Raw genomic sequence first — 12,228 nt, 5'->3', positions numbered from 1 at the left:
CAAATCCGACTGGCTGCGCGGCCTCAAGGAAAACGTGATCATCGGCCGCCTGATTCCTGCTGGAACTGGGTTCAATGCCTATGAGGATGCCAGCGTTCAAGATGCCGGTTTTGAGGGTGCTGTCTTTGACGACGACATCCAGGATTTGCAGGAAGATGTCGTGTTGGACGATCGCACTGCCCGCCGCAAGTATACGATCGAGAGTCCTTTTGATGTCGGCCGCGCCCCTGATGTTGACTCCGAGGAGGATTTTGAGGAAGTTGAGGTTGATGAGGACGATTTTGTCCCTGATACTGATGATGATTCCTTAGGCGCGATCGCCGATGATGATGATGATATCGGTTACGACTTCGACGAGGACGAAGACTAAAACGAGTGTTTTGAGATAGATTGCCGCGCAGCCAGCGATCCTGAACTGCGCGGCAATTTTTGAGAGATCCTCCCAACCAACAGGCGCAAGCGTTGGTTGAAAAATCTTAAATTTTTGGTTTCAAAACTTAAAATTCAAAATTCACAGGCGAAAGTGCGATCGGCACATCAAATCGCCCGAAAAAAGAAGGCAGAAGATATTCAGCCGCAGGCATAAATCAGAATTCAATAAAACTTGAAAATTAAAATTTTTAATTGTTTGAATCAAACTATAAATAAAATTATTTCTTCCTTATAATACCAATTTTCAAAATTAATACAACATTAGTTGTAGGCTGTGGATCCACGAAAAATTCGTAGCTATATATCGACAATTTGACAGAGCCGCACCTGACCACAATGGTACAAGCGACCAAACAAAACATTTATTATGTCGCAATCTTTTGTCAAAATGGTATTATAAACACGCTCGCATTATTCAAGCCAGTCTGCGAAAATAACTATTTGTTCTGATGTGGGTTTAAGCACGAATTCGTAGGTTAGATTGAACACTAGGTCTTTAAGAAATATCAAGACTTTTCTTAAAAAGTCGATCAAATAAAAGCCGTCCTAGAAGGACGGGGCTGAAGAAGCCAAGTTTTCGGTAAAAGACCGCTAACCCAAGCGTATTAAACTACAAACTTCGTGGCTTCCCTCCGTTACATTTGTTACATCCGACAGCCGACGAATCCGTTGCTGAACTTCCTTCTTCAAATATGGTGCGCTCACTCAGGGAGCAAAGCCTTGATCCGATCGACAAACTCTTGATGGTCTACTACGGGTTTAGAGATGTAACCGTCGGCACCGCTTTGATCCAGAAAAGTTTCTCTATCACCGGCCATGGCGTGAGCCGTCACCAATATAATCGGGAGCGAGGCGGTTTGCGGGTCAGCTTTCAGCAGTTGAGTAATCTTAATGCCGTCAACAGATTTTCCCTGGTACACGCTGCGCGAAAGAGACACGTCCATTAAAATCAAATCAGCTTGGCCGGCCGCAGCAATCTGCATCACCTCTTCAACATTTTCCGTGTGCTTGACAGCTAAGCCCCCCCGCTTAGTAAGTATTTTGGAAAAAACTCGAGCATTAACCAAATCGTCCTCTACAATCAGAACGGTTTTCATAAATAAATATGGGAAGTATGGAAACTTTGCGACATGAGTCAAAAGAGGAACACGGCACGAGGATTAGATTCCCCGTCAAAAATGCAGAGTTTTTAGCGCCATCAGCCGGGAACCCTGCAAAACCCGCATATATTCCTTGAGCGACTACCGTGAGAGGGTGTACAGATGCCCAGAAGCATCCATTACCATCATTTAGACTACTACATACAAACAAACAGATACATTTAACCCGGTAGAAGCTGAAAATCAACCTTTACTGTGTATGGCACAATTGGTAAGATGCAATCTTACGCCTTTGTGTCGCGGATCTGTCACAGCCTTTAAAAAAAGGCTAAAAGTGCCATTCATATCACGCCCGATGCCATGACCGCAAGAAGGACAAACTGTTGGTTACCTTCTAACTTTTTGTGGTTCTGTCCATACTTTGAACAGGTTTTAGATGTATATTCTTCAGTCAGTCTGCTACAATACATCCGCGCTTAGATGCGGAAATGCTTTAACGTAAAATAGGGTGAACCTATTGATATTACTACAATCTACCACAGTCTACTAGAATATTTCAAATAATTGTCTACCTTAGATAGAGTGTTTAGTTGTTTTTTAGAACTAGACCTGACACTGACGCTCGTCTCACGATCCCCCGGTAGCAAGTTTTTAGTAACCTGTTGTCGATTTAAATTGTATATTTGAATTCTCTATTCCCCTTCACGGTTACATTTTCTCCCCGACGACCGAGAATCTCCCTCTCTCCCCCGAATATCGCAGACAATTTCGGGATTGCTACTGCTTATCCTCTCTTGTGGTCAGGACTCCAACTTGTACCATTTTAGATTTTAGATTTTAGACTGGGGACGATCGCTCGGATAGGGGTATGAAGGTGGACTGAGGTTGAGGGCAGTTCCATTACTTTTTGTAACTGCTATGGGAGTCCCGGAGCCTTGACAATTATTTTCTTTCTTGCTCTTAGAGTCAAGCAATGTTGATTGACCTACTCGGGCCTTCCCATTCGGATCGGAGTACCCAATATAGCGGGGATGGTTGGGGATTCGCCATTCTCAGTTTTGACCGCTATCGAGCTGGTGTCAGAGGCTTGAGAGTTCGCCCGGATAGATTTGACCCGGCTGAATTCTGAACGATCTGCCTTTGTGAGCGATTATAAGGAAAAGTATGACTGTGAATCAACCTTCTCGCGGCGGCGGGTAAATAGACAGGTAGGCACAAAGGTCGGCAACATAGAGTAGCAAAGAAGCGGAGTAATTCGAGGGAAACGGAGTAATTCGGAGTACCCTGCTACACCAGATTTCACACACACCAAGAGTGTGATAGCCGCTGGAGGGTCATGACTCAATCAATTCGGGCAAGATTCAAGCGTCAGGGGAGGAACATCGCGTAGCTTCTGAACGTGGAACACCGCACCCTGGTAACAAGCCTGTAAGCCAATCGATGCAAACATTACCAAGTCCCCAGATGCAGAAATGCAAATTCAAGCTAATTACGTTTTCCTGTTGAATCACGACAGGACGTTCCTCAACATGGTGCATCCTGCCCGTGCTAGAGAGCTGTTGACCAAACAAAAAGCAGCGGTGTACAGATCATATCCGTTTGCGATCGTCCTCAAGCAACAGATTCTCAATCCCACACTCAAACCCTATCGGCTCAAAATAGATCCAGGTTCTAAATGGACGGGTTTCGCCATTCAATGCGGTGAAGATATTGTCTTCGGCATGGAACTAAAGCATCGAGGATTGCAAATCAGCGCTGACCTCAAACAACGGGCTAGCGTGCGAGGCTCGCGGCGTTCGCGCAATCTTAGATATCGAGCAAAGCGTTTTAATCGAAAGCAGCCTACAGGATGGTTAGCCCCCAGCTTGCGACATAGAGTTCAAACGGTAGAAACTTGGATTAAGCGATTCATGCGCTACAGTCCCATCACTGAGATTGAGATTGAGCAAGTCCGGTTTGACACACAACTGATGCAGAATCCTGAGATTAGTGGAGTGCAATATCAAGCGGGTGAACTGGCTGGCTATGAGGTGAAGCAATATCTACTAGAAAAGTGGGAACAAAAATGCTCGTACTGCGGTGCAACCGATACCCCCCTGGAAGTAGAACACATTCAGGCTAAATCAAAAGGTGGGTCAAACCGAGTCAGCAACCTTGCTCTTTCCTGTGTTCCGTGCAACCAGAAGAAGGGGAATCGCGATATCCAAGATTTCCTTTCGGGCAAACCCGACCTGCTACAACGTATTCTTGCACAAGCCAAGCAACCCCTTAAAGATGCAGCAGCAGTGAATTCAACCCGTTTTGCCATTGTCAGGATGGCAAAAGAGCTATGCGACACGGTGAAGTGTTGGACGGGCGGCAGAACTAAATTCAACCGCACTCAACAGGGCTTAGAGAAGTCACACAGCATTGATGCCGCCTGTGTCGGGAAATCTGGTCGCTCGATTCAATTGAGAACAACTCAGCCTCTGATTGTCACGTGTTTTGGGCACGGCACAAGGCAGGAAATACGAGTCAACAAACACGGGTTCCCAGCAGTGAAAAATACACGAGTACGATACAAGCACGTCAAAACAGGCGATACAGTTAAGTTCACGCTGGATACTGACCGCAAGAATTCACGAGCCGGAACCTATACGGCGCGAGTGAAAAAACCTACTGCAAAGGGTTTTGAGGTTTTAATTAATCAGTTTCGTATTGGAGTTTCTACCATAAAAAACGTGAAGTTTATTCACCGACAGGACGGCTACTCATATCGATTTTAGTTCACTCCGTTTCACCCCAGAATACTCCGATATTCTGCTATCTAGTAATTAGACATAAGGACTCATGGCTAAACAACTCAACCTACTTTCCGGGCAAGTAATTTCTACGCCTCTGCACGCCGAGATGCAGCAATCGTACCTCGAATATGCCATGAGTGTGATCGTCGGGCGAGCTTTGCCTGATGTCCGCGACGGTTTAAAACCTGTGCACCGTCGAATTTTGTACGCGATGCACGAACTCGGTTTGACACCAGACCGACCTTACCGCAAGTGCGCCCGGGTAGTTGGAGATGTTTTGGGAAAATATCACCCCCACGGCGACCAATCGGTTTACGACGCTCTGGTGCGAATGGCTCAGGAGTTTTCGAGCCGCTATCCTTTGCTGGCGGGTCACGGCAATTTCGGTTCGGTGGACAATGACCCTGCTGCTGCGATGCGCTACACGGAAACTAGGCTGGCATCGATCGCCCACGAAGCCATGCTAACCCAAGTCGGTGACGCAACTGTTGATTTTACTAATAACTTTGACAGTTCGCAGCAGGAACCGACGGCGCTCCCTGCTCAGTTGCCGTTTCTGTTGCTCAACGGTTGTACTGGCATTGCTGTCGGGATGGCTACTAATATCCCGCCGCACAATTTGGGCGAGGTGGTAGACGGTTTAATTGCTTTGATTGAAAATCCGGAGATCTCGGATGAGAAGTTGATCGAACTAATTCCGGGCCCAGATTTCCCGACCGGAGGGGAAATCGTCTCTACAGAGGGCATTGTTGATGCCTACACTAAGGGTCGAGGTAGCATTGCGGTCAGGGGTATAGCTGGGGTGGAAGAAGTGCCTGGGAATCGCAAGGTACGAACTAAAACGGCGATCGTCGTGACGGAGTTTCCGTTTCAGGTAAATAAGGCAGCTTGGATTGAAAAGGTGGCGGAGTTGGTGAATGCCGGCCGCCTCGACGGTATTTCTGATTTGCGTGACGAGAGCGATCGCGAAGGCATTCGAGTTGTAATTGAACTTAAACGAGAATTTACTCCAGAGGCGGTGCTGGCTCGTCTTTACCAACAAACTGACCTGCAAACAAATTTTGGCGCGATTTTGCTGGCAATTGTCAACGGTCAACCCCGACAGTTGACCTTGAGACAATTGTTGCAAGAATTTCTCGATTTCCGAGAAGTGACTCTCACCCGCCGCTACAATTACGAGTTGCAGGCGGCAGAACGTCGCTGTCACATTGTCCAAGGCTTAATGTTGGCTTTGACAAATCTTGATACTGCGATCGACATTCTCAGAAATGCTCCTGACGGGACTACTGCTAAGCAAACTTTCCAAGTTCGCCTTAATCTGAGCGAAAGTCAAGCTGATGCGATTTTGGCGATGCCGATGCGTCGGCTGACTGGTATGGAAAGGCAAAATTTGCAGTCTGAGTTGGATGAGTTGATGGGGAATATTCAAGAATTGCAGCGGTTGTTGAGCGACAGGCGCGAACTTTTGAAGGCTTTAAAGAAGGAATTGCGATCGCTAAAACGCAAGTACGCTGACGAACGTCGCACTAAATTTGCCAATGGAACCGGACGCGCCAGAACTGCTCAAACACAACCGGCTGGCAAGAAAAATGCTGGTGTGAAGCCTTTGTTGCCGGCAACAATTTCACCTAATTTATTGCCCGATATTGAACCGGAGGAAACTATTGTTGAATTTTCGCACAAGCAGTACGTGAGACGATTGCCCGCTGCGGAACGCCCGCGCTCGAAAAGTCGCGAAAAATCGGTTTCAGCTTTAGAAAAAAATGAAGATTTTATTGTGACGGCAAACCTGACAAAAACCGATCGCACTTTGGTCGTCTTAATTCCTAACGGCAAAGCTTATCCGCTGAAAGTGGCTGATATTCCTAGTAGCAGCCAAAAAGACCGGGGAACGCCGATTGTTAGTTTGTTGTCGCCCAGTGCTACTAAAGAAAGTGCAGGTCGTGCTTTCTCGGAAATCACAGTTGCACACTTTATTTTGCCGGAAAATTCGGAGGCTGCGGATTTAGTAACTCTGACTCAACAAGGCAAAATTAAGCGCTTGCCGATGCAGGAATTTGCTGAGCTGACTAATCGCGGCGTGACTGTTGTTAAACTCAAGGAGGACGATCGACTGCGTAATGCTAGTCTCAGCAAAGTTGGCGACCAAGTGGTCGTCGCAACTTCGGGAGGTCGAGTCCTCCGATTTGATGTTGATGACGAACAACTGCCGCCCATGGGCCGCACCGCCCAGGGTTCTCAAGTCACCAGGTTGCGGAAGCAGGAACAGTTGGTGGGTTGTATTACGATCGACCGGGAGGACAGTCTGGTGCTAATTTCGGAGTTGGGTTGGGCTAAACGAATGCCTGCGGGTTCTGTCAGGCTGACTAACCGCGGCGAAATTGGCACTCAAGCTTTTCGCTTTGCAGAGCCTAAAGATGCTTTGGTTGGATTGCTGCGGGCTGTTCCGGGTACGGATGTTAAACTTTTTACGACTGCTGGCCGCCTGCTGCGATCGACTACTGATGCTATAGCTTTTTGGGGGAAGGATGCTCCGGGCGATCGGGTTTTTGACCTCAATCCTGGTGAAAGAATTATCAAGGTTATCAGTAGTCAATAGTCAATAGTCAGTAGTCAGTAGTCAGTAGTCAGTAGTCAATAGTCAGTAGTCAGTAGTCAATAGTCAGTAGTCATTGGTAATGGGTAATTATTTGGGGAGCATCTCAGTTTTGTTTTTATAGTGCTGTCCCCGCTCGCGAGGGTTAGATCGGCAAGCGACCGGGGACGATCACACTAAAAGAAAAAATTATTTTTACAAAAATGAAATTCTCCCATTATTCTTCCCTCTTCCCTCTTCCTTCTTCCTTCTTCCTTCCTCCAAATCTAAAATCTAAAATCGTTTGATGGCGCAAGTTGTATTAGAAAATATCTACAAAAGTTTTCCCCTCCGCCAAGGAGAACAGGAAAAAGTAGCAAACAACGTCGCAGAAAGTGTCTCAACAGAGACTCCTAGCTCTTCGTCTAACACTGTTTTGCGGCGGATTAACCTGACCGTCCTCGACGGGGAATTCATGGTGTTGGTGGGGCCTTCGGGCTGCGGAAAAAGCACTTTGCTGCGATCGATCGCAGGTTTGGAAGTTTTGACAGCCGGCAATATCTGGATTGGCGATCGGCTCGTTAATGATTTACCTCCAAAAGACCGAGATATCGCTATGGTGTTTCAAAATTATGCTCTCTATCCTCACTTAACAGTCTACGATAATCTCGCCTTTGGATTGCGCCGCTCACAGAAGGAAGAAGGAAGAGGGAAGAAGGAAGAAGGAAGAGGGAAGAGGGAAGAGGGAAGAGGGAAGAGGGAAGAGGGAAGAAGGAATGAGGAAGCAGAGACAGTGACAGTGACAGAAAAAGGAAGAAGGGAGAAGGTAGAACTAATCAGGAATAAGATAGAAGAGGCGATCGATTATTTAGCTTCTAATACTGTAAGCAAAGAGCGAATATATACTTTAGGGGAGGACTTTTTAGTGGGAGCAACTCGCAAGCTTCCTCCGGGTTTGCGCTATTTGTCGGAACGGGAAAAGGCGGTAGGAGAAAGAGTTAGGGCGGTTGCTCAATTATTGCAAATAGAACCGCTTTTAAATCGCTTGCCGAAACAACTTTCGGGAGGACAAAAGCAGCGGGTGGCTTTGGGTAGGGCGATGGCTCGAAATCCTCAAGTGTTTTTGATGGACGAACCTCTATCAAATCTTGATGCGAAGTTGAGGGCGGAAACTCGATCGCAAATTGTGCAGTTGCAGCGGCAGTTGGGCACTACCACTATTTATGTGACTCACGACCAAACTGAGGCGATGACTATGGGCGATCGCATTGCGATTATGAATGCTGGCCAGCTTCAGCAAGTCGCTAAGCCTCTAGAGCTTTACAACAAGCCAGCTAATCTATTTGTGGCTGAGTTTATCGGTTCTCCGCCGATGAATTTTTTGCCCGTGCAGTTTACCGCGCCGCTGTTGATTTCTCACCCGCAGTTTCGCTTTACTTTACCCGATATTTGGGCGAAAAATCTACAAAAATATGACGGGCGAGGACTGATTTTGGGCATTCGCCCGGAACATCTCAGCATCAACCCTCCTGCTACCAAAAATCTGTCTGTACAAGTGGAAATTGTGGAGGCTTTGGGACACGAAACTTATTTGCGGGTGTGTTTGACTGACGATCCGGCTGTGCGGATGCAGGTGCGGGTGCCTCCCGAGCGATCGATCCGTGTTGGCGAGGAGCTTTGGCTGGCGATCGCCCATGACAAAATTCACTTGTTCGATCCTGATACCGAATTGGCGATTTTTCCTCGGTAGGAAACAGGAGAAAGGTCGATCGACCTTTGCGATCGATATCACGCATCACAAACTTGCATTTTTTTCAAGTAACTGTTATATTAATTAACATGAGCCTTACAAAAGTTAATGAAGGGAGTTCGCACTATGCAAGAACAAAAACGCAACGCTTGGAACTGGGGCTTCAGCGCAGGTGCTGAAAATTGGAACGGTCGTTTAGCAATGATTGGTTTCTCTGCCGCTGTCATCATTGAATTGGTTTCCGGTCAAGGCGTGCTGCACTTCTGGGGCCTGATCTAATTTTCTAGTTAAAACTTTTCAGACACTGCAAAGCTTGGGAGTTCTTTTGGGGACTCCCAAAATTTTGCCCGTGCGTTTTTAGCAGCGCAATTTTTGCAGGAGAATTTACCCGCAGCAAATAGCTAATTGCCGTCGTGCATTGAGCAGTACAATGTTTAACAGCGATCGCTCTTTTTGGGGTAGGGGGTTCCACCCCAAAAGAGCAAATCACTCTTTTGGGTGATGCGAGACAAATGCTCTAGCGGATATATTCTTTTAAGATGCTGTTACGGTTGGGATGGCGCAATTTCCGCAGGGCTTTAGCCTCGATTTGGCGAATCCTCTCGCGAGTGACGTTAAAGATTTGACCAATTTCCTCCAAGGTCTTCATCCGTCCGTCATCTAAGCCGTAACGCAGCCTCAGTACATCCCGTTCTCGGGGGCTGAGAGTGTCCAAAACGCTTTCCAAATCTTCCCTGAGCAAGTTCTTTGAGACTTGATCTTCTGGCGTTTCCCCGTCAGATTCAATAAAGTCTCCCAGACGCGAGTCTTCCTCTTTGCCGATCGGAGTTTCTAAAGAAATTGGCAACTGTGCGGATTTAGCAATAAAGCGCAACTTCTCGATGGTCATCTCCATCTTGGTGGCGATTTCTTCTTCCGTAGGCTTGCGGCCCATTTCCTGAGAAAGCAGCTTGGTAGTTTTTTTGATCCGCGAGATGGTTTCGTAAAGGTGAACCGGGAGGCGGATAGTCCGGGATTGATCGGCGATTGCTCTGGTGATGGCTTGACGTATCCACCAAGTTGCGTAGGTGGAAAATTTGTAGCCTTTTTCGTGGTCGAATTTTTCAGCAGCCCGGATTAGACCCAAAGAGCCTTCTTGAATCAAATCTTGGAAAGACAAACCGCGATTCATGTACTTTTTGGCGATCGACACCACCAAACGCAGGTTTGATTGCACCATCTTCTCCTTGGCGCGCCTACCAACGTGGAGTCGGTGACGGAATGCAGGTAGTGCCATGTCTACAGCAGTAGCCCATTCGTTGTCTTTAGGTTCGCGGTCTAACTCTTCGAGCAATTGTTCTCGAACTCGCTCCAATTCCAGCAAATCTGCAATCTTGCGGGCGAGTTCAATCTCTTCGTCTGCTCGCAACAGTCGAATCCGACCGATTTCTTGCAGGTAGAGACGAATAGAGTCTTCTGTATAATGCTTTTTCTTTGCCTGAGCCCGACGGCGGGCTTTCGCGCCTTTGCCAGCTTTAGTGTCGTCCTCCTCAGACGGGTTGTCTAGAAAATCTTCTCGATCGTCTTCTTCGTCGATAAAGAGTTCCAACTCGCTCTCAGGTAGAACGCTTTCGGCGTTCCTCAGCAACTCGATAGTTTCCATTTTGGGTGTAATTTTGGTTTCGAGTACGGTGTTAGCCTGGATCATGCCGCCTTCCTCATGCTCCTGAATTAAAGAATAAATAACAGTGGAATAGTGTCTGTTTGTAGTTTAGACAAGTTAGCCAGTATTGACATTCCCGCAGGAAGAAATCGTGGAATTTTCGGTCTGCTAAGTGAAGCAGTAACCGAAACCGCACCAATTTTATGAGTCAAAGTTCGAGCTCTGGGAAAGAAGTAGCCAGCGCATTCACTCGATCGCCGACTTTAACGTCGCAACCTCGGATTGAGCGTGCGGCTTTTTCTTGTTTGGGCTAGTTAACGCATCGTCTGCGATACCTGACCCAGAAAAGCAAACCCGGAGATGCGATCGCACCTCAAAAAATACTGGCTTTTTTACTCGGCACTTCGATGTTTTACCCGTACAAGTTTTCTGGCACGGAACCCTCTAACTTTTCTGTTATGGGTGTCCAACTTTTGATTTGCTTGCTGCTTTCACTCTGGTCGTCAGACATCACAGTTGCACGGCAAATTTTCGCCACCTTGGATGCGGGTCTGCTGCCTCAAATGTAACAGCAGAGAGTCGAAGCACCAAACTGTGAGAATCGGATCTTGGAAAGACCCTTACGATTGTAGCCGTTCTCACAAAAAATGGAAGTTGTTTTCCGTTTTTTGTCAAGAACCTAGAAAACTTTGTCAGCTTAGCTTGACAATACTGACTCATGTCTGGCTCAGCTAAATCCTGAGAACGGCCCGGAAAAACTTGGGCGCGATCGAACGGCGCTGTTTTGTGTGGATATCTGGGTTAAAGGCTGCGGCGCAGTCTGCCAGAGAGTTAGCAGACAATTTTTGACTTGCCGGAATTGAGACCAATACAATCCGTGTAGATGCACCCATCTTTACCCTGTTTCCCTGAATTGAATCATACGCAATCTGCGATTGAATAAAGCTTGTGAGCTTTAGTTGTAAGTCGGCAACTCTCTCATGAGAGACCGACGATCGCCCCCAATGAAGCGTTGCGGGTTTAGTAGTGCAACAGGGGCTTTCTTTGTTAAGTTAGCTCAATTTTGAAAAATTGGGGCTGCTTTTGACATTACATCACATTAAGTTCGTAACGTCACATTCTCATTTAAGCTTGTCTGTGAGCTTTGCGGTCTCAGAGATAACAGCCAGAATGAGAAAGTTTGCTAAGAGTTCGCTCCTGCGGTAATTGTTACGCTGCGAACTGTTCGGGGATTGCTTGTCTCTCTAGCTAATATCTACATTCATTTTAATCTCAGAAACAACTTAAGTCCAATATTACTAAGTTTACCTCGATCTCGCCGAGGCAGATCTTCCTCACGGGCGATCGCCTCCATGGCGACACTTGATGGATTTGAGAAACTCCAAGCTCTCTTGAGAGGAGCTAGCCGTTCAACCGACACCTGTTCCCTCAAAAAATGCGATGGTAGACCCGCGATCCCAACCATCATGGTATAGCTGATTCCATCGAAAATCTCAAATCGAAAATTGTCTGACCTGATTGTTGAAAAGACGTGCAACTTTATACTTAATTAAAAAATATCCGCTGCAATATAAAGACACGATGAACCTTTTCTCCGCAATACTAAGTAATATTACGGGACGACCTGCTGTATTTAAAACCAACTCATGCTATTTTAGATGCAAGATTGGGGATTGGGCATGGGGAATGATTCATGGGATCGGGACTAGGATCTGACAAAACAGTTGTCTTCTGTTGGAAAACAGGGAGCGGCAAAACCAGACTCAGGCTTAAGTATAAAGGTTGGTGGCAAGGACAAAAAATTTGCCGCCATCATTATCCTATTAAAAACAACTGTGCAACCGATCGCGATCGGTATGCCTCTAATCATTAATTTATTGGACAAGACTGGACAATGCGTACATGGCGATCCATAATACTAATATGGCAAAGTACGTGAAACCAAA

General features: G+C 46.8%; 8 protein-coding genes. 5 read left to right on the top strand and 3 right to left on the bottom strand.

Going from position 1 to position 12,228, the window contains the following annotated elements:
* A partial coding sequence (locus tag JGK07_RS30660; protein WP_293243407.1) for a hypothetical protein occupies positions 1-370 on the top strand: 370 nt, incomplete at its 5' end.
* A gap of 763 nt (positions 371-1,133) precedes the next feature.
* Here the strand turns inward: JGK07_RS30660 and JGK07_RS30655 are convergent.
* The gene (locus tag JGK07_RS30655; protein WP_293153459.1) at positions 1,134-1,529 is read right to left on the bottom strand and encodes a response regulator; all 396 of its coding nucleotides are present in this window, start codon (positions 1,527-1,529) and stop codon (positions 1,134-1,136) included.
* A gap of 1,475 nt (positions 1,530-3,004) precedes the next feature.
* Here JGK07_RS30655 and iscB point away from each other — a divergent pair.
* The 4 genes from iscB (at position 3,005) to JGK07_RS30635 (ending at position 8,919) form a co-directional block, all read left to right on the top strand.
* Entirely contained in the window at positions 3,005-4,297 is a 1,293-nt protein-coding gene (gene iscB, locus JGK07_RS30650; RefSeq protein ID WP_293178516.1) for an RNA-guided endonuclease IscB, read from the top strand.
* 64 nt (positions 4,298-4,361) lie between these two features.
* The gene (locus JGK07_RS30645; RefSeq protein ID WP_293189378.1) at positions 4,362-6,914 is read left to right on the top strand and encodes a DNA topoisomerase (ATP-hydrolyzing) subunit A; all 2,553 of its coding nucleotides are present in this window, start codon (positions 4,362-4,364) and stop codon (positions 6,912-6,914) included.
* A gap of 283 nt (positions 6,915-7,197) precedes the next feature.
* A complete protein-coding gene (locus tag JGK07_RS30640) occupies positions 7,198-8,640 on the top strand; it encodes an ATP-binding cassette domain-containing protein (protein WP_293189376.1) in 1,443 nt (480 codons plus the stop codon).
* A 126-nt stretch (positions 8,641-8,766) separates the two neighbouring features.
* Positions 8,767-8,919: a chlorophyll A-B binding protein gene (locus tag JGK07_RS30635; protein WP_293178506.1), complete on the top strand. Its 153-nt coding sequence runs from the start codon at positions 8,767-8,769 to the stop codon at positions 8,917-8,919.
* 238 nt (positions 8,920-9,157) lie between these two features.
* On the opposite strand, the gene rpoD is transcribed toward JGK07_RS30635, so the two are convergent.
* Complete coding sequence (gene rpoD, locus JGK07_RS30630; RefSeq protein WP_293178503.1) at positions 9,158-10,327, bottom strand: RNA polymerase sigma factor RpoD; 1,170 nt, start codon at positions 10,325-10,327, stop codon at positions 9,158-9,160.
* Between the two features lie 686 nt (positions 10,328-11,013).
* Positions 11,014-11,175 carry a hypothetical protein gene (locus JGK07_RS30625; protein WP_293178500.1) on the bottom strand — a complete coding sequence of 54 codons (162 nt, stop codon included), beginning with the start codon at positions 11,173-11,175 and terminating at the stop codon, positions 11,014-11,016.
* Between the last annotated feature and the right edge of the window lie 1,053 nt (positions 11,176-12,228).

It is taken from the genome of Microcoleus sp. PH2017_24_DOB_U_A (assembly GCF_020738205.1).
GTDB lineage: Bacteria > Cyanobacteriota > Cyanobacteriia > Cyanobacteriales > Microcoleaceae > Microcoleus.
Note: the sequence above shows the minus strand (reverse complement) of the source record. Positions and strands in the feature narration are given on the sequence as shown.

Coding starts and splice junctions, on each gene's coding strand:
- JGK07_RS30635 (WP_293178506.1), top strand. CDS start 8,767: ATGCAAGAACAAAAACGCAACGCTTGGAACTGGGGCTTCAGCGCAGGT.
- JGK07_RS30655 (WP_293153459.1), bottom strand. CDS start 1,529: ATGAAAACCGTTCTGATTGTAGAGGACGATTTGGTTAATGCTCGAGTT.
- iscB (WP_293178516.1), top strand. CDS start 3,005: ATGCAAATTCAAGCTAATTACGTTTTCCTGTTGAATCACGACAGGACG.
- JGK07_RS30625 (WP_293178500.1), bottom strand. CDS start 11,175: ATGGGTGCATCTACACGGATTGTATTGGTCTCAATTCCGGCAAGTCAA.
- JGK07_RS30645 (WP_293189378.1), top strand. CDS start 4,362: ATGGCTAAACAACTCAACCTACTTTCCGGGCAAGTAATTTCTACGCCT.
- JGK07_RS30640 (WP_293189376.1), top strand. CDS start 7,198: ATGGCGCAAGTTGTATTAGAAAATATCTACAAAAGTTTTCCCCTCCGC.
- rpoD (WP_293178503.1), bottom strand. CDS start 10,327: ATGATCCAGGCTAACACCGTACTCGAAACCAAAATTACACCCAAAATG.